Source organism: Burkholderia sp. M6-3 (assembly GCF_050858985.1).
GTDB lineage: Bacteria > Pseudomonadota > Gammaproteobacteria > Burkholderiales > Burkholderiaceae > Paraburkholderia > Paraburkholderia caledonica.
In genome coordinates this window covers 2451177-2476167 of the sequence record NZ_CP110090.1, presented here as the reverse complement: position 1 = coordinate 2476167, position 24991 = coordinate 2451177, and the positions used below count along the sequence as shown (strand labels likewise).

Sequence of the window (24991 nt, the reverse complement as noted above, 5' to 3'; positions counted from 1 at the left end):
TTGCCCGCGCGGGTGCAAGACACCTGGATCACACCACGGACACCATGCAAGCTATCTCTTTCGACACCGATTTTTTGCCCGCCCGCGTCGCGCGGTTTGCCATCGAACGGCCGGATGCCGTGGCGCTTGTCGACAGCACGGGACCGCTGGTCTGGCGTGATCTGTGGCAGTGGTCCGGCAGGCTCGCCGCTGCACTCGTCGCTGAAGGTGTGCGGCCCGGCGATTGCGTGGTGGTCGCTTTGCCGCGCTGCACGGCGTTCGTTGCAGCGATTGTCGCGGTGTGGCGGGTGCGCGCATGCTATGTGCCGCTCGACCCGGCGCTTCCGCAAGCGCGGCTGCGCTGGCAGGCCGAGGACTGCGGCGCGCGCGTGGTGATGACGGGCGCTGCGCTGGCAAGTGGGGCCTCGGATGCGGTGGTGGAAGCGGTCGCATCTGATGCAAGCAATGCAGTCCATGCGGCCAACGCAACCAACGCCGCAATCAGAACCGACGGCCTGAGCTGGCTGCCCGAGGGCGCGACGACGCTCGACCCGCATGCGTTCCGCGTTCCCGGCGACGCTGCGGCCAACGCGCTCGACACAACTAACGCATCAAGGAGCGAAACCTTTCACCACGCGATGTCTAGTGCATCGAGCCACGACAGCATCCTCATCTGGCCCGCGTACGTGATCTACACCTCGGGCTCGACCGGCCGGCCGAAGGGCGTCGTGCTCAGCCATGCGGCGCTTGCCGCCTATTTGCAGGGCGTCTCCGAACGGCTGCCCGAAGGTATTGCAAGCGCCGCATATCTGTCGACCACCGCCGCCGATCTTGGCCACACGTCGTTATTTGGCGCGCTGTGGCACGGCTGGACTCTGCATCTGATCGACGCCGACGTCGCCGCCGATCCGGACGCCTTTGCCGCTTACATGCACACGCATTCGATCGACCTGCTCAAGATCGTGCCGAGCCATCTCGACGCGCTGTTGCAAGCGCAATCGGCGGAATGGGTGCCGCCGCGCCGCTGTCTCGTGCTGGGCGGCGAGCCGGCGCCGACGCGTCTGGCCGAGCGGGTCGCGACGTTGCGGCCCGAATGCCAGTTGATCAACCACTACGGACCGACCGAGACCGCGGTCGGCGTACTCACGCGCGCGGGCGCGCAAAGTCGCGCAGGGACGCTGCCGCTCGGCAAGCCGCTTGCGCACGTGAAAGCTCGCATCGTGGATGCCGACGGTAACGCGGTGCCCAAAAGTGCAGCCGGTGAACTGTGCATCGGGGGCGCGAGCGTGGCGCACGGCTATCTGAACAGGCCGTCGCTGACGGCGGAACGCTTCGTACCCGATCCCGATGGCAACGGCGCGCGCCTCTACCGGACGGGCGATAGAAGCCGCCGCCTGCCGGACGGCGAATATGCGTTTCTCGGCCGGCTCGACGACCAGGTGAAGATCCGCGGTTTTCGCGTCGAGCCGGAAGAGGTCGCCGCACGCCTGCGCGATGAGCACGGCGTGCGCGACGCAGTGGTGATTGCCTACGCGGATAGCGACGACGTCGCGCCTCGCCTCGTCGCGTACCTGAGTGCCACAGAACCGCTCGACGTCGACGCGATCCGCGGCCGTCTCGCCGCGGAACTACCGGACTACATGGTGCCGTCGTCGCTTCAGGTGCTGGCCGCGTTGCCGCTGACCCCGAACGGCAAGATCGACCGTGCTGCGTTGCCGGTGCCACTGCACGAAAACACGTCGGGCACCACGCGTGTCGAGCCGCGCAATGACGCGGAACGCACGCTCATCGGAATCTGGAAGCTGGTGCTCAAGCGCGATGACATTGGCGTAACGGACAACTACTTCGAAATCGGCGGGGATTCGATTCTCAGCCTGCAGATCATTGCCAAGGCGCGCGGCGCGGGACTCAAGGTCACGCCGAAGCAGATGTTCGACCACCCGACGATCGAGGCCGCGGCGCGCGTCGCCGTCCCAATGACGGTGGCTTCCGAACATGGGAGCGCTGGACAGAGGGGCGCCGGGACGAAGCAGCGGGCAAGCGCAGGCTCGACTGAACGGGCAAGCACGACGACACACATCAAGACAGGCGAGTGGACCCGCGCCGACGACAGCACGAGTCAGGCAACGGCACATGCCGCCGCAACACCGCCGCACACCACGCAGCCCGCCGACGACGATCGCTGGTTCGCCGAAGCCGGTGTTTCGCGCGACGCCGTCGAGGCAGTCTATCCGGCCACGCCGATGCAGCAGGGTCTGTTATTTCACGGCATGCTCGATGGCGAGCCAGGCATGTACGTATCGCAATTGCGTCTCACGATCGACGGGTTGAAGATCGACACCTTGCGCGCGGCGTGGGACGCTGTCATCGCCCGCCACCCGGTTTTGCGCACGCGCTTCGTGTGGCCGGCCGGGGGCGAGCCGTTGCAGATAGTCGAGCGGCGCGTGCGCATGCCGTTGGAATTGCATCCACGTAATGCGCTAGTTGCGCCTGCTGCGATCGCCGCGCTCACTGCGGCGGCATCGACGCAAGAGCAGTACGACGCCTCATACGAAACCGCACGCCGGGCGATTGCCGCGCGCGGTTTCGAGCCGGACGTCGCGCCGCTGATGCGCGTCGATGTCTTCGAGCGCTCCGACGGCGCGCACGATCTGCTGTGGACTCACCATCACGCGTTGACCGACGGCTGGAGCACCGCGCAGGTGGTTAGCGAAGTCGCGCGCGCGTATGCGGCGCTCGACGCGGGCGGCGTCCCCGACACGTCGCCGGCGGCGCCTTACGCCGATTACGTCCACTGGCTGCGCCGCCAACCCGATGCGGCTCCGTTCTGGCGCGCACGGCTCGCGACCCGCGATGAACCGGCGCGCGTAGCCGATGCGCTCGGCGGTGCTTTGCAGGCGTCGTCTGAGAAGAGCGCCGATGGCGTAGCGGCACAAGCGCTGATCCGCGAGCTCGACGGCCCGTCTCACGCGCGGCTGACGCGCGCCGCGCGGCACGCACAAGTCACGCTGAATACGCTTGTCCAGGCAGCGTGGGCGCTCGCCCTCGCACGTTTCTCCGGGCGCACGCAAGTGACGTTCGGCATGACGGTGTCTGGCCGCCCGGTCGATCTGCCGAATGCGCAATCGATTGTCGGTCTGTTCATCAACAGCTTGCCGTTGTGGGTCGATGTGAAATCCGACGCGACGGTGCGCTCCTGGCTCGCCGCGCTGCAGCGGCAAAACGCGGAGTTGCGCGACGTCGAGCACACGCCGCTCGCGAGCTTGCAGCAGTGGGCGAACTCGAACGTCGATGCGCTGTTCGATAGCCTGATCGTCTTCGAAAATTATCCGCTCGACGACGCGCTCGACGCGCTTGGCGACGTGCCGCGCATACGCGCCGTCGACGCACACAACCGCAGTCATTTTCCGCTGATGCTCGTCGTCGCGCCGCGTCATGTGGGAGGCGGCGACGCGCTGAGACTGGAGTGGCACAGGCATGCCGACAGCGTGTCCGAGGATGGGGTTGCCCGCATCGCGGAGTATTTCGAGCGGATGCTGGGCTGCCTCGCGAACGCGCTCGTTGAAGGCGACGACCCGCACGCGCGGCTGCGCGATCTGCTAACCGACGACGCTCCATGCGCAACGCCGCCACGTCTGCCATCCACGTTCGCCTACGAGCCGGTGACGGCACGGATCGCTGCGCAGGCGCGTGCGCGGCCCGCCGCGGTCGCGCTGGTCGATGGCGACGAGCACGTGACGTATGCGCAACTCGATGTGTGGTCGCGCGCGATCGCGCATGAGTTGCGACGTCTCGGCGCGACAGCGGAAGTGCGCGTGGGCGTCGCAATGCAGCGCAGCGCAGCGCTGGTTGCGTCGCTGCTCGGCGTGCTGCGCGCGGGCGCCGCGTATGTGCCGCTCGATCCGTCATACCCGGCCGGGCGCCTCGCGCATATCGTCGACGACGCTCAGCTTCGGCTGATCGTGACCGATGCGTCGAGCCTCGCGCAGCATGCGTCGCTGTTCGGCTCGCGGCCCACCGTGGATGCGGTCGCGCTGCGCGATGCGGCGCCTGCCGATGCCACCAGCGATGACACGGGCGATACCGGCGCGTACCCGCATCCGCAACAGCTTGCCTACGTGATCTATACGTCGGGCTCGACTGGCGTACCGAAGGGCGTGGGCATCACGCATGAGAACGTCGCGCGTCTGTTCGATGCAACGCAGTCGCGCTTTGCATTCGACGCACAGGACGTGTGGACGCTGTTCCATTCCTACGCATTCGACTTTTCCGTGTGGGAGATTTTCGGGGCGCTCGTGCATGGCGCGCGGCTCGTGATCGTGCCGCACTGGAGCGCACGCGAACCCGCGGCATTTCATGCGCTTTTGCGCAAGGAACGGGTAACGGTGCTGAACCAGACGCCGTCGGCCTTCGTGCAACTGATCCAGGCCGATGACGGCAACTCGCTCGACTCGCTGCGCGCGGTGATTTTTGGCGGCGAGCGTCTCGAGCCGTCCTCGCTGGCGCGATGGGCGGAGGGCGCGCGGCGCAAAGGCACCTTGCCGGCGCTCGTGAACATGTACGGGATCACGGAAACGACCGTGCACGTGACGTACCGGACACTGGACGAAGCGGCGCTGCGCGACGGGCGCAGCGTGATCGGCGCGCCGCTCGATGACCTCACGCTGCACGTGCTCGACGCGGATCTGAACCGTGTGCCGGTGGGGGCGGTGGGCGAAGTATATGTGGGCGGCGCGGGCTTGGCGCGCGGCTATCTGGGACGTGCCGCGCTGAGCGCGCAACGCTTCGTGCCGGATCCGTATGGTGCGCCGGGTGCGCGTCTGTACCGCTCGGGCGACCTCGCGCGGCGGCTGCCTGATGGCGACCTCGAGTATCTGGGCCGTAACGACGATCAGGTGAAGCTACGCGGCTTCCGTATTGAACTGGGTGAGATCCAGACGGCGCTGCGGGCGCATCCGGAGGTGCGGGATGTGGCGGTGCTGGTGTCGGGAGGCGGCAATGACAACGACAACCGGCGTCTGATTGCCTATGTGGTGCCGCGCGGCGGACCCGATACAGGCGATGCGGGACGCTGGCAGACGTGGCTCGCCGCGCGTCTGCCGGCGCACATGGTGCCGTCGTCGTATGTGGAGCTTGAGCGCTTTCCGTTGACGCCGAATGGCAAGCTTGATCGCAGTGCATTGCCTGCGCCGGAGGCGGCCACTTCGAGCCGCGCGACTTATGTCGCACTGCGCGGCGAAACACAGACAAAGCTTGCCGCGATCTGGCAACAGGTACTCGGCATGGAGCGCATCGGCGCACACGACGATTTCTTCCTGCTTGGCGGCCATTCATTGCTGGCAGTGCGTGTCCTGTCGGCAGTGCGTAAAGAATTTGGCGACGCGCCCGGGCTGCGCGCAGTGTTCGAACATCCGCGTCTGGAAAACTTTGCGACGCTGCTAAGCGCCGCGCAATCCGCCGGAGCCCACGACGGCGCGCTGACGTCGGCGTCCGGCGTTGCGGCTGCTGCTGACGGTGATGCTGCTGCTGCGCTCTCCGTCACCGCCGCCGACATCGCCCGTCAAGTAGATGTCACCGCGCCAATGCCGCTTTCACCGTCGCAGCAAAGCTTGTGGTTCCTGTGGAAGCTCGATCCTCAGAGCGTGGCATATCACGTGAACGGTGCGCTCCGCTTCGACGGCCAGCTCGACGTCGATGCGCTGCGTGCAGCGTTCGTCTCGCTGGGCAAGCGGCATCCCGCACTGCGGATGCGTTTCGCCGAGATGGAGGGCGTTCCATGCCAGCGCATCGACGGTGCATGCCGCAGCGAGATCTGCTTGCTCGATTTGCCGAACACGCACACGCACAACAAGATCAACGACACCAGCGAGGAAGCGCTGGCCGCGTGTCTCGCCGCGCTCGTTCGCACGCCGTTCGATCTGAGCGCCGAGCCGCCGGTGCGCGCGACGCTTGTGCGCATGGCCGATGACTGTCACGTGCTGCATCTGGTGCTGCATCACATCGTCAGCGACGACTGGTCGCTCGGTCTCCTGTTCGCCGATTTCTCGCGCCTGTATCGCGACTACTGCGCAGCGGGTCCTGCTGGGTCCGTGACATCTGTCGCGTCTATCGCCGACGATGAGAACATCGCCGTCACATCGGCCGCCGCTTATCGCGAACTGATATCGGCGCGCGCGGCTCGACTGACGCCCGAGCGCGAGTTGCAACAACTCGAATGGTGGCGTGCAGCGCTCACGAACGACGGCGAGTCTCCCGCGACGCTTGCGCTGCCATACGATCGAACGCGCTCCGGCTCGCGCTGCGCGCCCGGCGCGCGTCATCGCGTGCGCGTGCCCGCCGGCACAGCGCATGCGTTGCGCGCGCTCGCAAGCGCACGTCGCGCGACGCTCTTCATGACGCTTCTCGCCGCAGTCGATGCGCTGCTTTACCGATACTCGGGCCAGTCCGACATTCGCCTCGGCGTGCCGCTCGCAGGCCGCGATCTGGCGGGAGCCGCGGACGTCGCCGGCTTCTTCGTCAACACTGTCGTGATTCGCACCGCGCCGCGTGGCGAAACGCGCGCGGCGCAACTCATCGACGATGTGCGTGAGCGGCTGCTCGGCGCTTACGCGAATCAGGACGTGCCGTTTGCGAGCGTCGTCAAGGCGGTGCAACCGGAGCGCGACCTGGCGCAGACACCGCTCTTTCAGGTGCTCGTCAATCAGCAACAGCGCCATGATCTCGCCGCATCGTTCGGCGAGGGACTGCGCGTGACGGTGCAGGAAGTCGACAACGGCGAGGCGCAATTCGATCTGATGCTCAATATCGCCGAGGCCGCCGACGGCGCGATCGACCTGACGTTCACGTACGCGACTGACGTCTTCGACGCGTCCACTATCGAACGGTTAGCGCGTAATTTCACGGGCTTGCTCGAACAGTGGAGCGCGGCGCCGGATGCACGGATTGCATCGTTCGAACTGCCTGAACTCGGTGACCAACCGCCGCCACGTCTGCCATCCACATTCACCTACGAGCCGGTGACGGCACGGATCGCTGCGCAGGCGCGTGCGCGGCCCGCCGCGGTCGCGCTGGTCGATGGCGACGAGCACGTGACGTATGCGCAACTCGATGTGTGGTCGCGCGCGATCGCGCATGAGTTGCGACGTCTCGGCGCGACAGCGGAAGTGCGCGTGGGCGTCGCAATGCAGCGCAGCGCAGCGCTGGTTGCGTCGCTGCTCGGCGTGCTGCGCGCGGGCGCCGCGTATGTGCCGCTCGATCCGTCATACCCGGCCGGGCGCCTCGCGCATATCGTCGACGACGCTCAGCTTCGGCTGATCGTGACCGATGCGTCGAGCCTCGCGCAGCATGCGTCGCTGTTCGGCTCGCGGCCCACCGTGGATGCGGTCGCGCTGCGCGATGCGGCGCCTGCCGATGCCACCAGCGATGACACGGGCGATACCGGCGCGTACCCGCATCCGCAACAGCTTGCCTACGTGATCTATACGTCGGGCTCGACTGGCGTACCGAAGGGCGTGGGCATCACGCATGAGAACGTCGCGCGTCTGTTCGATGCAACGCAGTCGCGCTTTGCATTCGACGCACAGGACGTGTGGACGCTGTTCCATTCCTACGCATTCGACTTTTCCGTGTGGGAGATTTTCGGGGCGCTCGTGCATGGCGCGCGGCTCGTGATCGTGCCGCACTGGAGCGCACGCGAACCCGCGGCGTTCCATGCGCTTTTGCGCAAGGAACAGGTGACGGTGCTGAACCAGACGCCGTCCGCCTTCGTGCAACTGATCCAGGCCGATGACGGCAACACGCTCGACTCGCTGCGCGCGGTGATTTTTGGCGGCGAGCGTCTTGAGCCGTCCTCGCTGGCGCGATGGGCGGAGGGCGCGCGGCGCAAAGGCACATTGCCGGCGCTCGTGAACATGTACGGGATCACGGAAACGACCGTGCACGTGACGCACCGGACACTGGACGAAGCGGCGCTGCGCGACGGGCGCAGCGTGATCGGCGCGCCGCTCGATGACCTCACGCTGCACGTGCTCGACGCGGATCTGAACCGCGTGCCGGTGGGGGCGGTGGGCGAACTGTATGTGGGCGGCGCGGGTCTTGCGCGCGGCTATCTGGGACGTGCCGCGCTGAGCGCGCAACGCTTCGTGCCGGATCCGTATGGTGCGCCGGGTGCGCGTCTGTACCGCTCGGGCGACCTCGCGCGGCGGCTGCCTGATGGCGACCTCGAGTATCTGGGCCGTAACGACGATCAGGTGAAGCTACGCGGCTTCCGTATTGAACTGGGTGAGATCCAGACGGCGCTGCGGGCGCATCCGGAGGTGCGGGATGTGGCGGTGCTGGTGTCGGGAGGCGGCAATGACAACGACAACCGGCGTCTGATTGCCTATGTGGTGCCGCGCGGCGGACCCGATACAGGCGATGCGGGACGCTGGCAGACGTGGCTCGCCGCGCGTCTGCCGGCGCACATGGTGCCGTCGTCGTATGTGGAGTTTGAGCGCTTTCCGTTGACGCCGAATGGCAAGCTCGATCGCCGTGCATTGCCTGCGCCGGAGACGGTGGCGAACGCGAAGCAGAGCGTCGCCGCATCGACGCCCGCCGAGGCCGCCTTGCTTGCCGTCTGGCGTGCCGTGTTGCGGCGCGACGATATCGGCGTGACCGACAATTTCTTCGTGACAGGCGGCGACTCGATCCTGAGCCTGCAAATCGTGGCAAAAGCGCGCGATGCCGGCATGCACGTGACACCGCGCATGGTTTTCGAAGCGCCGACCGTGCAACAGCTTGCGCGTGCGGCAGGACCTGTGCCGGCATCGGCATCCGCATCCGCATCCGCATCCGCATCCGCATCCGCATCGCTCGCGGGCGTCGAACTATCGGCTGGAAGCAGCGCGTCGGCGTCGTCCGATCTGTGGCGTGCGCTCGGCATCACGCCTGAGCACGTCGAGGACGTCTATCCGGCGACGCCGTTGCAAAGCGGTCTGCTTTATCACACGCTCGCGGAGTCGCAACAGGGCGCGTATCTCAACCAGATGCGCGCGACATTGGCGGGCACGCTCGACGTCGCCGCAATGCACGCAGCGTGGCAGGCCGCGCTCGAGCGTCATGCGATTTTGCGCACGGGTTTCGCTTGGCAGCACGGCGGCTCGGTGATGCAGATTGTCCATCGCAGCATCGCGTTGCCGTTCGAAACGCACGACTGGTCCGCCGCACCCGATTACGACGCGCGCCTGGCCGACTGGCGGGCACGCGATCTCGCCGATGGCATCGCGCCAGACCACGCGCCGCTCATGCGCATCGCGCTCTTCATTCGCGACGCGCGCACCGCAGACCTCGTGTGGACGCATCATCATCTTCTGCTCGACGGCTGGAGCGTTTCGCTGTTGTTCTCGGAGATCTTGCGCGACTATCGAATGCGCACGAGCGGCGCTGCCGCGACGTTCGAACAGGCGCCGCCGTATCGCGGGTACGTCGAGTGGATTCGTGAAGCGGCCGACGATCCTGCAACCGAGGCGTGGTGGCGCGCATGGGCCGCGCGCGCCGACGATCCGGCGACGCTTACCGCCAGTCTCAGCGAGCCACGCGCAGCAGAACCGGGTGCCCATGCGCGGCGCCGCGCGCTGGACGAAGCGCTCGTCGCGCGTTTGCATGCAACGGCGCGTCGCCACGAAATCACGCTCAATACGCTGATGCAAGGCGCGTGGGCGGTGCTGCTCGCGCGCTATGGACATCGGCGACAGGTTTCATACGGCACTACGTTGTCGGGACGGCCGGCGCATCTGCCGGGCGTCGAACGCATGTTGGGGCTTTTCATCAATACGCTGCCGGTGCAGGTCGACGTCGACGCAAGCGCGGACCTCGGCGCATGGCTGCACAAGCTGCAAGGCGAGCTGATGGAGCTGCGCCACTACGAGCACACGCCGCTCGCGCGCGTGCAGCAGTGGAGCGGACGTAGCGGCGACGCGCTGTTTGACAGCATAGTCGTGTTCGAGAACTATCCCGTCGATGCCGCGCGCGATGGCGACGCGAGCCTGAAAGTGGAGTCGATCGATTCTGTCGATCCGACGCATTACCCGCTCGCGCTGGCGATCATTCCCCGCGGAAAGACGCTTTCGCTCGAATGGGCGTGGAACGGCGAGCGGATCGATCGCGAGACCGTCGATCGAATTGCATTGCAGTACGAAGCAATTCTGACGCAGATGGCCGACGACGTCGCGCAACGCGTTGGATCGTTGACGCTGCCTGGGCGGTATGAAGCAGCGCCGTTGCAGCGTTATGCGTTCGAGTCGCTGGGGATGGCGCTCGCGGCGCAGGCGAAGCGCTCGCCGGATGCGGTTGCGCTGCGCTGCGAGGACGAATCGCTCAGCTATGCGGAACTGGACGCGTGGTCGGCGGCGCTGGCTGCGGAGCTCGTCGCGCGAGGCGTTGGCGCCGAGCGGCGCGTGGGGCTGTGCGTGGCGCGGGGCCCGGCGCTGATTGCGGCGCTGCTTGGGATCATCCGCTCGGGTGGGGCGTTCGTGCCGCTCGATCCTGGGTATCCACCGGCACGCCTTGCGCAGATGATCGACGACGCGGGCATCGTGGAAGTGGTGGCCGATAGCGCTAGCGCGAAGCAGGTGGCGGCGGTGCTGGCGGGGTGTGAGGTGGTTGAGGTGGGGGGCGCCGTCTTGGCCACTCAGCACGATGCCGCCTCAAGCGCGGAAACAGTGACAGCAGCAGCACCTCACTTCCTCGACGCCTCCCTTCATCCCGACCAGCTCGCCTACGTGCTCTATACATCGGGCTCGACCGGCCGGCCCAAGGGCGTGGGCGTGAGCCACGGCGCGCTGTGGACGCACCTGCAGGATTTCCTCGCGACCTACGGCATCGACGGCAAGGATACGGTGCTGCACTCGTCGACGATCAACTTCGACGTCGCGCTGCACGAGACGTTACCGGCGCTGCTGCGCGGCGCGACAGTGGAAATGCGCGGCGCGCAGCCGTGGGATCTGCAAAGCCTGAGCGAGCGGCTGGTGAAGCGGCGCGTGACGTTCGCGCGGATTCCCACCGCGCTGTGGCAGCAGTGGCAGCGTCATGCGCCGCCGCGCGCGCAGCTCGCGCTACGCCAGGTGACGGTGGGCGGCGAGGCGCTGCCGGGCGACGCGCTCGCGCGCTGGCGCGAGGGGCCGCTCGCGGATATCCGGCTGGACAACCTGTACGGTCCGACCGAGACGACGGTGGCAGCGCTGTACCGCCGCACCGGAGCCGACGACGCACGGCAGGTGACGGTGCCGATCGGGCATCCGTATCCGGGGCGTACGGCGCGGGTGTTCGACGCGTTCGGCGATGAAGCGCCGGTGGGCGGGCTCGGCGAGCTGTGCATCGGCGGACCGACGGTGGCGCGCGGCTACCCGGGAAGGGCGGCGCTGACGGCCGAGCGGTTCGTGCCGGACCCGTACGGGGAGCCGGGGGCGCGCCTCTATCGCAGCGGCGACCTGTGCCGGCTGCGCGCGGACGGCACGGTGGAGTTCCTCGGGCGGCTGGACCAGCAGGTGAAGCTGCGCGGGCAGCGCATCGAACTGGGCGAGATCGAGGCGGTGCTGCGCCAGTGCGAGGGCGTGCGCGAAGCCGCGGTGATCGTGGTGGGCGAGGCGCAGAAGCAGCGGCTCGCGGCGTACGTGGCGGGGCCGTCCGACGCAGCGGCCTTGCAGTCGCTCGACGCGCAGCGTCTGCAGCGCGAACTGGAGCAGAAGCTGCCCGGCTACATGGTGCCGTCGTCGATAACGGTGCTCGCACGGCTGCCGTGGATGCCCAACGGCAAGCTCGACCGGGCGTCGCTGCCCGCGCCGCAGGCGGGGGAGATCGAACGGGTGGCGCCGTCGAACGAGGTCGAAGCGGCGCTGCTGTCGATCTGGGCGGCCGTGCTCGGGCGCGATGATCTCGGCGTGACGGACAACTTCTTCGAAGCGGGTGGCGACTCGATCCAGAGCCTGCAGATCATCGCGCGGGCACGCGAGGCGGGCTGGCGGCTGACGCCGCGGCAGGTGTTCGAGCATCCGACGGTCGCGGGTCTCGCGCAACGCGCGCAGCGGCTGGACGCGGGCGCAGTAGAGGAGTTCGACGATGGCGCGGCGCTGCCGTTGACGCCGATCCAGCGGCTCTTCTTCGAGCGCTATCCGCAAGGGGAGTCGCACTGGAACCAGGCGGTGCTGCTGAAGGTGAAAGGGCGGCTGGTGCCGGCGGCGCTGGAGCGCGCGGTGGCGGCGCTGGAGGCGCGGCACGACGCGTTGCGGCTGCGATTCGTGAAGGAGGCGGGGGAGTGGAAGCAGGTGGCGGTGAAGGGCGCGGGGACGGCAAAGATGGCCGGGCAAATGTATGAAGCCTCTCAAGCATCGCGGACCCCACAACCATCACAGTCAGCCAGCACAACGGTAGTCCATCACGACCACCTCGCCTCGCTTGCCGGGCTGACAGCGGCCTGCGACCACATCCAGTCGAGCCTGAACATCGAACACGGCCCGATCTGGCGGGTGGGCCACTTCGAGACGCCCGACGAAACGCGCTTACTGATCGCGATCCATCACCTGGCGGTGGACGGCGTTTCCTGGCGCGTGCTCCTCGAAGAACTGCAAACCGCCTATGAACAGGCCGAACGCGACGAACCGATCACGCTGCCGGCGCCGTCGATGTCATGGCGCGCCTGGGTACGCGCGCTCGAACAATATTCGCACTCCGATGTAGTTCGGTCCGAAGCCAGTTGGTGGCAGAACGCGCTGAGTGTCCTGGATGAGGCTTCGGAACTTCCGTTACGTGCACCCGCAGGCACGCGCATCGCCGAGAGCGAAACCGTCGACTGGACACTCGACGCAAGCCGCACACGCGATCTGTTGCAAAACGCGTCGCGCGCCTATCGCACGCGCGTCGATGAGTTGCTGCTCGCCGCGCTTGCGCAGGCACTGGGCGCGTGGAGCGGCGCGACTGAAATTGCCGTCGAACTGGAAGGCCATGGCCGCGAGGACGTGATCGACGGTGTCGACCTGAGCCGCACCATCGGCTGGTTCACGACGCGCTTCCCGGTTGTGCTTCCAGGAGCCCCGGCAGCGCCTGGCGATGCGCTCATTGCGGTCAAGGAGCGCGTGCGCGCCGTGCCTCACAAGGGGCTGCACTGGGGGCTGCTCGACGCGAGCCGCGTGCGGCCACGTCCGGCGATCAGCTTCAACTACCTCGGGCGCTTCGATCAGTCGTTCGATCCGGCATCGCGCTTCACCTTCAGTTCCGATGCTGCAGGCAGCAGCCACGGACCCGGCGCGCGCGTCGATTACGCGCTCGACCTCAACGGCATCGTCACCGGCGACACGCTGCTGCTACGCTGGCGCTTCGACCCGGCGCGCATCGCGCGTGAAAGCGTCGAGTGCATTATCGCGACCTTCGATCAGCACGTCGACGCACTGATCGCGCACTGCGTCGCCGCGCCGCCGGGCGCAACAGCATCGGATTTCCCGTTGTCGGGCCTCGACCAGATGCAGTTGCGCGCGCTGCGCCTGCCGCTTGGCGGCGTCGCCGATATCTATCCGGCCACGCCGTTGCAGCAGGGCTTGCTCTATCACAGCGAGTTGCAGCAGGGCGAGGGCGTGTATGTGAACCAGTTGCTGCTGACGCTCGGCGGCCGCCTCGACGCCGCCGCCTTGCGCGCCGCCTGGCAGGACGTCATCGCCCGACATGACATGTTGCGCACACGCTTCGAGTGGCGTCATGGCGAAGCGGCGTTGCAGATCGTGCAGCGCGAAGCCGTGCTGCCGTTTGCGGTGCACGACTGGCGCGATGCACACGACTACGACGCGCGGCTCGCCGCGTGGCGCGCGGCGGACATCGCCGCGGGCATCGATGCGTCGCGCGCGCCGCTGATGCGTGTCAATGTTTTCCGGCGTCCGGATGGCCGCTTCGACCTCGTGCGCACGCATCACCATGTGCTGACTGACGGCTGGAGCGGCGCACGTTTGCTCGCCGAAGTATTCGACGACTACGAACGTGCGTTGGGCGTTTCCCCGCGCGACGGTGCGCGAGCCGCCGCGAGCATGCCGCCATCGTATCGGCGCTATGTCGAGTGGCTCGCTGTGCAACCCGATCCACGGGATTGGTGGAGCGAGCGGCTCCCCGCCGCCGACGATACCGGCACGCTCACAACCAGCCTTACCGCGCCGCTCGGCACAGATTCGAGCGAGGCGGCGAGCGTGTCACGCAAGCTCACGCTCGAACTGGACGCGCCGCTCGATGCGCGGGTGCGCCGCGCCGCGCAGCGGCATCGCGTGACGCTCAATACGTTGATGCAGGGCGCGTGGGCGGTGCTGCTCGCGCGGGCGAGCGGCAAGCGGACGGTGGCCTTCGGTGTCACGGTGTCGGGGCGGCCCGCCTCTCTGGTTGGGGCGGATGAAATGTTCGGACTGTTTATCAATAGCCTGCCCGTGTTTGCAGCGGTGCCCGGTGACTTGACGATACCGGCGTGGCTCGATGAATTGCAGACCTACAACATGCAAATGCGTGAGGTCGAGCATACGCCGCTATCGTCGCTGCAGCAGTGGGCGGGTCGCAGCGGCGACGCGTTGTTCGACAGCCTGATCGTGTTCGAGAACTATCCGGTTGCGGCCCGCGCGGCGTCCACGGCAACCGACGCGCTGCGTGTGGAGCGCGTGGATTCGTTCGAACGCACACACTATCCGCTCACGTTGACGATTCTGCCGACGACGCGCATCGAACTGCAATGGCAGTGGGACAGCCGACGGCTCACGCGTACTCAGGTCGAGCAGTTGCAACGGCAATATCTCGGGCTGCTTGATCAACTCGCTGACGACGGCGAACACGCGCCGCGCTTCGTCGGCGAACTTGCGGTGCGGCGAGGTGCGCCGCACGCCGAGCCGTTGCCGGAACCAGCGCCGCTCGCATGGCACGAACGCTTTGCGGCTGAGGCCTCGCGCATGCCGCATCGCGTCGCGATCCGACAAAACGGCGAGGCATTCGACTACGCAGCGCTCGCCCGTTGGTCCGCGACGATCGACGCGCGCTTGCATGCGAACGGCGTCGCGCGAGAGGAGTGCGTTGCCGTCTGCATGCGCCGCTCGCCGGCGCTGATTGCGAGCATGCTCGGCGTGTGGCGCAGCGGCGCGGCGTATGTGCCGCTCGACCCGTCGTTCCCGGCGGAGCGCCTCGCTGCCATGCTGGACGACGCGCGGATAACGAGGGTCATCGCAGACGAAGAGGGGCGCGCGCGGCTCGGCAGCGCGCTCGACGATCGTATCGTGGTGGATGGTGGGATTGGCGCAGAGGTCGGAGTCGTGCAGGCTGCCGGAGTCAATGAAGCCGCCACAGCTACCAACGCCGCGAGCGCTAGCGGAACTGCGAGTGTCCCTGAAGCCGTCGTCGTCCAGGCGGCCACAGTGCCGCCACGCGTATTGCCATGCACCGGCTCCGAACTCGCCTACGTGATCTACACGTCAGGTTCCACCGGGCGACCAAAGGGCGTTGCCGTTTCTCACGGCGCGCTGGCAAGGCTGCTCGCGAGTGTCGATATCGTCATGGGAATCGATGAGGATGACGTACTATTGTCAGTCACTACACCGTCGTTCGACATTTCGCTGCTGGAATTCTGCCTGCCGCTCATGAAAGGCGCTTGCGTCGAAATGGCCGACGCCGCCACCGTCGCGGACGGCGCTGCGCTCGCGCGTCTTATCGATGAAAGCGGTGCGAGCATCATGCAGGCAACGCCTAGCGGCTGGCGTCTGCTGATCGAATCGGGTTGGCGCGGTGCGTCGCGTGGACGACTCACCGGCATCGCCGGCGGCGAGCCGTTGCCCGCAGACCTGTCAGTTCAACTCGCGCAACGCGGCGTCGATTTGTGGAACCTCTACGGCCCGACCGAAACGACGATCTGGTCGACTTGCGCCCGGGTGCCTCAAGGAGGAGCGGTCACCATTGGTCGCGCGCTGCATGCGAACGCGCTGCGCATCGTCGACGCGAGCGGCCAGTTGACGCCGCAAGGCGGCGTCGGGGAGCTGTGCATCGGCGGCGACAATCTTGCGCGCGGTTATCTGGGCCGCGCCGGACTCACCGCCGAGCGCTTCGTGCCTGATCCGTACGGGCCGCCGGGCGCGCGGATGTACCGCACAGGCGACCTGTGCCGCGAGCGGTCTGACGGCAAGGTCGAATGCCTTGGCCGGATCGACCAGCAGGTCAAGCTGCGCGGTTATCGAATCGAACTGGGCGAAATCGAGGCGGCACTGCGCGGCTTCTACGGCGTGCTCGACGCTGCAGTCGCTCTCGTGCCGGGCACGGGTGACGCCGAAGCACGGCTCGTCGGCTATGTGGTCGGTCAAGCACCCGCGGTATCGGCAGGCTGGCGCCAGACGCTTGCCGCGCGCCTGCCGAGCTACATGGTCCCCGCGGCGCTCAACCAGATCGACAGGCTGCCTCGCACCGCGAACGGCAAGCTCGATCGCAACGCGCTCGCGCGGTTCGAGGTGTCGCCGCAAAGCGAGACGCAGTGGGCCGAGCCATCGGGCGAGATCGAAGTGCTGACGGCGCGGCTGTTTGGCGATGTGCTGGGGCTCGCGCGTGTCGGTGCTGACGACGATTTCTTCGCGCTCGGCGGCCACTCGCTCGCGGCGGTGCGATTGATCGCCCGACTGTCGGAACAGCTCGGACGCAAGGTTGCGCTCGCGGCGCTGTTCGACAGTCCTACACCGAGGCTGTTGGCTCGACTGCTTACGGACGTTGTGGATGGAAAGCCGCAGGTCGACGTGTCGTCGGGAAAGACCGGGAACGATGAGTTGCAGGCGCTCGATGGACTGTTCGATGCGCTGGATTGAGAAGCGAACACCATGCGCGGGCGCGACGCGCTCGCTCACCTATTCAGACTGACCAAACTGACGTTATGCAGACCACGACCCGCAACGAACCGGCCGCCGCGTCGGATTCTTCCACAGCTATCGGTGACGCGCCGAGCCACGCGCTCGCGATCGCACGCAAGTATGCGGCATTGTCGCCGGAGCGTCGGCGCCGCTTTCGCGAGAAGGCGAGCGAGCAGGGCATCGATCCCGCGCGTCTGCCGATCGTGCCGTTGTCGCGCGAGGCTGGCAACGCGCACGATGCAGACGGCGTACCTTCTTTGTCCGGCTCCGCGCTTTACCCCCTTGCGCCCGCGCAGGAGCGCCTATGGTTCTTGTGGAAACTCGATCCGCAGAACCCGGCGTACAACCTGTCGCGCACGCTCCGGTTGACGGGACGTCTCGACGTGCCAGCATTGCGCCGTGCATTCGATGCGCTCGTCGCACGTCATGGCGCACTGCGTACGCGCTTCGTGGAGACGCGCGGCGTGGTGGCGCAGCACATCGGTGACGCCGTGCACTATCTGTGGCGCGAGCACGCGCTCGAAGACGCCGCGCAACTGCGCGACACGCTGCGTGCCGCCGCGCGCGAACCATTCGACTTGGTGAAGGGGCCACTGCTGCGTGTCGATCTCATCGCGATCGGGGCAGAGCGTCACGCGCTCTCGATCGTCGTGCATCACATCGTGTCCGACGGCTGGTCGCAGTCATTGCTCGTTCGCGAACTCGCGGCGCTGTATCGCGCGGCGCTCATGGGCCGGGATGCGCCGCTGGCTCGCGCGCTGCCGCCCGTCGAAATTCATTTCGGCGACGTCGCTGCATGGCAGCGTGAATGGCAGGACGGCGCGCTCGTCGACGATCTAGCGTACTGGACGCAGCGCCTCATCACCGATCGCCCGGCGCTCGAATTACCATTAGACCGGCCGCGCGCTGCGGTGCGCGGCATCGAAGGCGGACGCGCGCGGCGCGACGTCGCCCCGGAGCTCGCCGGGCGCTTGCGCGAACTCGCGCGCGCGCAGCGCACGACGCTTTTCACTGTACTGCTTGGCGCGTATGCTGCCCTGCTGTACCGCTATGACGGGCAGCCGGGCGTACGGATCGGCGTGCCGTCGGCGGGACGGCAGCGCAGCGAGACAGAAGGGCTGATCGGCTTTTTCGTCAACACGCTCGTGATCGACGTCGACGTGGACGGCCGCATGCCGTTCGGCACGCTGCTCACTGGACTCCATGAGCGTGTGCTCGAAGCGCATGCGCACCAGGCGGTGCCGTTCGGCAGCATCCTCGACGCATTGCGAATCGAACGCGATCTCGGGCGCTCGCCGCTGTTTCAGGTGATGTTCAACCTCGAACAGGCCACGAGTAGCGCGTCCGTTGCGATGCCGGGACTCGTCGTGGAGCCGGAGGCAGGCGGCACGGACACGGCGCGTTTCGATCTTGTGTTGAACGTGGTGGACGACGGGCACGGCCTGCGCCTGATGTTCACCTATGCGGCGGATGTGTTCGATGCAAACACCGTCGATCGAATTGCATTGCAGTACGAAGCAATTCTGACGCAGATGGCCAACGACGTCGCGCAACGCGTTGGATCGTTGACGCTGCCTGGGCGGTATGAAGCAGCGCCGTTGCAGCGTTATGCGTTCGAATCGCTCGGGACGGCGCTCGCGGCGCAGGCGAAACGCTCGCCGGATGCGATTGCGCTGCGCTGCGAGGATGAGTCGCTCACCTATGCGGAACTGGTCGCGTGGTCGGCGGCGCTGGCTGCGGAGCTCGTCGCGCGAGGCGTTGGCGCCGAGCGGCGCGTGGGGCTGTGCGTGGCGCGCGGCCCGGCGCTGATTGCGGCGCTGCTTGGAATCATCCGCTCGGGTGGGGCGTTCGTGCCGCTCGATCCCGGGTATCCGCCGGCACGCCTTGCGCAGATGATCGACGACGCGGGCATCGTAGAGGTGGTGGCCGATAGCGCCAGCGCGAAGCAGGTGGCGGCGGTGCTGGCGGGGTGTGAGGTGGTTCAAGTGAGGACGACTCAGCACGATGCCGCCTTGAGCGCGGAAACAGCGACAGCAGTGTCACACTTCCTCGACACCCCCCTTCATCCCGACCAGCTTGCCTACGTGCTCTACACATCGGGCTCGACCGGCCGGCCCAAGGGCGTCGGCGTGAGCCACGGCGCGCTGTGGACGCACCTGCAGGACTTTCTCGCGACCTACGGCATCGACGGCAAGGATATCGTGCTGCATTCGTCGACGATCAACTTCGACGTCGCGCTGCACGAGACGCTGCCGGCGCTGCTGCGCGGCGCGACGGTGGAGATGCGCGGCGCGCAGCCGTGGGATCTGCAAAGCCTGAGCGAGCGGCTGGTGAAGCGGCGCGTGACGTTCGCGCGGATTCCCACCGCGCTGTGGCAGCAGTGGCAGCGTCATGCGCCGCCGCGCGCGCAGCTCGCGCTACGCCAGGTGACGGTGGGCGGCGAGGCGCTGCCGGGCGACGCGCTCGCGCGCTGGCGCGAGGGGCCGCTCGCGGATATCCGGCTGGACAACCTGTACGGTCCGACCGAGACGACGGTGGCAGCGCTGTACCGCCGCACCGGAGCCGACGACGCACGGCAGGTGACGGTGCCGATCGGGCATCCGTATCCGGGGCGTACGGCGCGGGTGTTCGACGCGTTCGGCGATGAAGCGCCGGTGGGCGGGCTCGGCGAGCTGTGCATCGGCGGACCGACGGTGGCGCGCGGCTACCCGGGAAGGGCGGCGCTGACGGCCGAGCGGTTCGTGCCGGACCCGTACGGGGAGCCGGGGGCGCGCCTCTATCGCAGCGGCGACCTGTGCCGGCTGCGCGCGGACGGCACGGTGGAGTTCCTCGGGCGGCTGGACCAGCAGGTGAAGCTGCGCGGGCAGCGCATCGAACTGGGCGAGATCGAGGCGGTGCTGCGCCAGTGCGAGGGCGTGCGCGAAGCCGCGGTGATCGTGGTGGGCGAGGCGCAGAAGCAGCGGCTCGCGGCGTACGTGGCGGGGCCGTCCGACGCAGCGGCCTTGCAGTCGCTCGACGCGCAGCGTCTGCAGCGCGAACTGGAGCAGAAGCTGCCCGGCTACATGGTGCCGTCGTCGATAACGGTGCTCGCACGGCTGCCGTGGATGCCCAACGGCAAGCTCGACCGGGCGTCGCTGCCCGCGCCGCAGGCGGGGGAGATCGAACGGGTGGCGCCGTCGAACGAGGTCGAAGCGGCGCTGCTGTCGATCTGGGCGGCCGTGCTCGGGCGCGATGATCTCGGCGTGACGGACAACTTCTTCGAAGCGGGTGGCGACTCGATCCAGAGCCTGCAGATCATCGCGCGGGCACGCGAGGCGGGCTGGCGGCTGACGCCGCGGCAGGTGTTCGAGCATCCGACGGTCGCGGGTCTCGCGCAACGCGCGCAGCGGCTGGACGCGGGCGCAGTAGAGGAGTTCGACGATGGCGCGGCGCTGCCGTTGACGCCGATCCAGCGGCTCTTCTTCGAGCGCTATCCGCAAGGGGAGTCGCACTGGAACCAGGCGGTGCTGCTGAAGGTGAAAGGGCGGCTGGTGCCGGCGGCGCTGGAGCGCGCGGTGGCGGCGCTGGAGGCGCGGCACGACGCGTTGCGGCTGCGATTCGTGAAGGAGGCGGGGGAGTGGAAGCAGGTGGCGGTGAAGGGCGCGGGGACGGCAAAGATGGCCGGGCAAATGTATGAAGCCTCTCAAGCATCGCGGACCCCACAACCATCACAGTCAGCCAGCACAACGGTAGTCCATCACGACCACCTCGCCTCGCTTGCCGGGCTGACAGCGGCCTGCGACCACATCCAGTCGAGCCTGAACATCGAACACGGCCCGATCTGGCGGGTGGGCCACTTCGAGACGCCCGACGAAACGCGCTTACTGATCGCGATCCATCACCTGGCGGTGGACGGCGTTTCCTGGCGCGTGCTCCTCGAAGAACTGCAAACCGCCTATGAACAGGCCGAACGCGACGAACCGATCACGCTGCCGGCGCCGTCGATGTCATGGCGCGCCTGGGTGCGCGCAATCAATCAGTATGCCGAATCATCGGAGCGCGTCAGTGAACTCGCGTGGTGGCAAACGTCACTCGACGCGCCGGCGTTGCGCGCCGGCCCGCTGTTCCCGCCGCTTTCTTCGCATCCCCAACCGCAAAAGATGCTGCTGAAAAAACTATCGCCCGACATGACCGCCGAGTTGCTGCGCGAAGCGCCGCGCGCCTACAAAATGCGTGTCGATGAAGTGCTGCTTGCCGCGCTCGCTCGGGCCATCGGCGATACCGTCGCGCGTGACGAAGTGCTGGTCGAACTGGAGGGCCACGGTCGCGAAGACGTGATTGAAGGCGCAGACCTCAGCCGAACGGTTGGGTGGTTCACCACTCAATACCCGCTCGCGTTACCGCGCGGCATGGACTCCGCTGACTCGCTGCTGCGCGTGCGCGAGCGCCTTGCCGCAGTACCGCTGCGCGGCCTCGGCTGGGGCCTGCTGGCCCGTTGCGCCGACGCAGCCAGCCAGTCCGCGCTGCGCGCGCTGCCATCACCGGAAATCGGCTTTAACTACCTGGGCCGCTTCGATCAAACGTTCGACGGCGAAAGCCGCTTCGGCTTCGCGCCTGAATCGTCGGGCGACGCCATCGCGCCGCATGCGCAGATTCCCGATCGCGCGCTCGATATCAATGGCTGGATTGCAGGCGACTCGCTGACGTTCAACTGGGGCTACGCGCCGCAGTTCCTGTCCGATGAGCTCGCGGAGGAACTCTTCGCGTCATTCGAGTCCGCTCTCGGCGAACTGCTGGCTCATTTGCGCACGGCCACGTCGCAGCCGCAGATGTCCGCTCCGCTGAGGGCAGTTCCGGAGTCGCTCGAGACGCTTGCAAGGCGCGACGCCGTCGCTGCAAGCTGGGCTGCGCGTGCGGTGTATGAAGCCAGTCTGCCGGTGCCGTCCGAGGACGCGCTCGCTGGCTGGTTCGCGCGGCGTCGGCCGCAAGACGCGAATGCGCGGGCGCGCGCCGTGTCATCGCCGGCCGTGCCGTTGAACGCGCTCGGTGCGCCGGCCACGCTGTTCTGTCTGCATCCTGGGTACGGCATGGTCGGCGAATATCGCACGCTTGCGCAAGCGCTCAATGGCCGCGTGACCCTGATCGCGATGCAGGCGCCGGCGCTGCGTGGCGAGCCATGGGAAGGCGACACCTTCGAAGCCCTCGCCGCGCACTACGCACAGCGCATCGAGGCGCTGCAGCCGCACGGCGACTACGCGTTGCTCGGATGGTCGTTCGGCGGGCGGCTTGCGATCGCCATTGCGGATCATTTCGAGCGGCGCGGCGCGCGCATGTCGTTCGTCGGTATCGTCGATACGGCGACGCATCGTGTAGACGGCGCGGCGCCCGTGGTCGACGAAGGCCTCCTCGCTGCGCCCCAACTGACGTTGCTCGACAGGGCGGAGCCGTCGCTGCTCGGCAAAGCGCTCGCCGTCGATGCCATGCACGCGGAGTTGATGTCCCGGCATGCGCTGCCGCGCGTCGGTTGCGATCTGCACGTGTGGCGCGCTCGGCGCGTCGCCGATCCGCGACGCCGGATGTCATGGGCGGACCGCACACGCGGTCGGCTGCACGAGTTCGACATCGACGCGACTCATTCCAGCATCGTCCACCATCCGCTTCTCGCGGCGCAGCTTGCGCAGTGGTTCGCACGGCCGCTTCCACGAAACGACCCGTCCGCATCCTTGCCCCGCGACTCCTGAACAGTCGGCGTTCTGCGGGGCACGCCGCGCCGCTGCAGGACTATCGACGAGCGCCGTCGTCGGTTGGCTGCGACTATTTATCGGCATTGAATGCGAACGATTATTGTTTACATTAACATCTTGTCTTGAGAGAATCGTCAGGCACCAGGAGCGGCGCGGGACGCCGCCTCTGACTCGGGGATAAAAGAATGGGGAAACAAGAAGAATGAACGTAGAGCAGGCAGGGAAAACCGGTTCGATACGGGAGCGCGGCTTGCCGCATCTGCGCCCAATATACGTCGCGTTGATGCTGGGCGTTGTCGGCTTCGGCGCGCATGCACAAGGGTCGCCGGCCGCGGCCTCGGGCACGGAAGCCTCGAAGGAATTGCCCGCGGTTCAGGTGCGCAGTTCTGCTGAAGATCCGCTCGGGCCAGGCGTCGGCTATGTGGCCAAACGTTCCATGACGGGGACCAAGACGGATTCCGCGTTGCTCACGAATCCGCAGAGCGTGTCGGTCGTGACGCGTCAGCAGATGGACGATCAGGGCGCGCAGACTGTCGATCAGGCGTTGCGCTACACACCGGGCGTGTATTCCCAGGACGGCACCGACATTCGTGCCGATCAGCTTTACGGCCGGGGTTTTGCGCTCGACTCGTATCTGGACGGCCTGCATCTATACCAGTCGCCGCGCTTCGCGACGCCGCGCATCGACACATATTTCATGGAGCGCATCGACGTGCTCCATGGTCCGGCCTCAGTGCTCTACGGGCAGGGCAGCCCGGGCGGTCTCGTCAACTACGTGAGCAAGTTGCCGACGGAGCAGCCGTATCACGAACTCATGATGCAGATCGGCAACCACAACAACTATCAGTTGGGTTTCGATTTTAGCGGTCCCGTCGACAGGAATGGCACCGTGCTTTACCGGCTGACGGGCGTAGCCCGCACCGCCGAAACGCAAGTCAGCGCGATCAAGGACCAGCGGCTTGCCATCGCGCCGTCGGTCACGATCCGCCCGAACCGCGACACCACGTTCACGCTGCAGGGCAGTTTCCAGCGCGATCCGAACGGTGGACTCTTCAATCCGGTTCCGGCAGGCGCGACATTGTTCAGTAATCCAAATGGTCAACTCGGACCGGACAAATACTTCGGCGATCCGGATCGCGACGGCATGCACCGCACCCAGTACTGGTTCGGTTATCAGTTCGACCATGCGATCAACGACAAGCTCAGCGTGTCGCAGAACCTGCGCTATCTGCACATCGACCAGCATTATTACCAGACGTCGGTGACGAGCGCGCTCGGAAGCAATCAGCGTACGGTGTCGATGTGGGGCAACGTCGATAACGAGCACTACACTCAGTTCGAGGTCGACACGCACGCGCAGGCCAAGGTGACGACGGGCGCCGTCCAGCACACGTTGCTGTTCGGTCTCGACTATCAGCGCTCGATGCTGGGCGACACAGAGGGTAATTCCGTCCTCGGCACGGTCGATCTGTACAACCCGAACTTCTCGTCGCTACCGACGCAGCAAGCAAATACGCGCCTCGACTATTCGTTGAGCACGGTCGGCGTCTATGCGCAGGACGAGGCGCGCTGGCGCAACTGGGTGCTGACGTTCGGCGTTCGTGAGGACTGGACAGGGGGCAACCAGCAGACCACGTTGCTTACCACCGGAACCGGCACGACCTACCACACGAACGATCACGCGTTCACGTGGCGTGCCGGTCTCGCGTACGAGTTCGAAAACGGCATTGCGCCGTACATCAGCTATTCGCGTTCGTTCCAGCCGGTGCTCGGCGCGACTTACTCGGGCGCGCCGTTCGCGCCGACCAAGGGCCGGCAGGTTGAAGCCGGCGTGCGTTATCAGCCGAAGTGGTTCGACGGCTACTTCTCGGTCGCCGCGTTCACTCTCACACAGGACAACGTGTCGGTAAGCGATCCGAATCATCTGGGCAGCGCGATACAGACCGGTCAGATCCGCTCGCGCGGCGTCGAACTGGAAGCGCACGCGAATGTCACCGCAGACGTGAAGGTGATCGCGTCGTACACGTACCTGAATCAGGAAGTGACGAACACCACGACGGCTAGCAGCCTGAACAAGCGCCCAACAATCGCGCCTCGAAACACCGCTTCGCTATGGGCGGATTACACGTTCCACCGCGGACCGCTGCGCAACTTCGGCCTCGGCTCGGGCGTGCGCTATATGAGCAGTTCGGCGGGCGACGCAGCCAACACGTTCACGGTGCCGGGGCGCGTACTCGTCGACCTGGGTGCGCACTACGACATCCAGAACTGGCGTCTGTCGCTCAATCTGAACAACGTGTTCGACCGCGAATACATCTCGTACTGCACGACCGCGTCGGTTTGCTACTGGGGCGCGAGCCGTACGGTGCTCGGAACGGCGCGCTACCAATGGTGATGGCTATGGCGAAGGGTGGCGCC

The 24991-nt window shown here is 66.9% G+C and carries 3 protein-coding genes; all 3 read left to right on the top strand.

Translation table 11 applies throughout. The features are described 5' to 3' along the window. The first annotated feature begins 44 nt into the window (after positions 1-44). Positions 45-16808 (top strand): non-ribosomal peptide synthetase, encoded by a 16764-nt coding sequence (locus tag OH764_RS10520; RefSeq protein WP_498846749.1) that lies wholly within the window; start codon positions 45-47, stop codon positions 16806-16808. Positions 16809-16873: 65 nt separating this feature from the next. Continuing rightward, positions 16874-22570, top strand: a complete 5697-nt coding sequence (locus OH764_RS10515; RefSeq protein WP_498846748.1) for an amino acid adenylation domain-containing protein — start codon at positions 16874-16876, stop codon at positions 22568-22570. Between the two features lie 205 nt (positions 22571-22775). Beyond that, on the top strand, positions 22776-24968 hold the full coding sequence (locus OH764_RS10510) for a TonB-dependent siderophore receptor (protein ID WP_498846747.1): 2193 nt from the start codon (positions 22776-22778) through the stop codon (positions 24966-24968). Positions 24969-24991 lie beyond the last annotated feature (23 nt).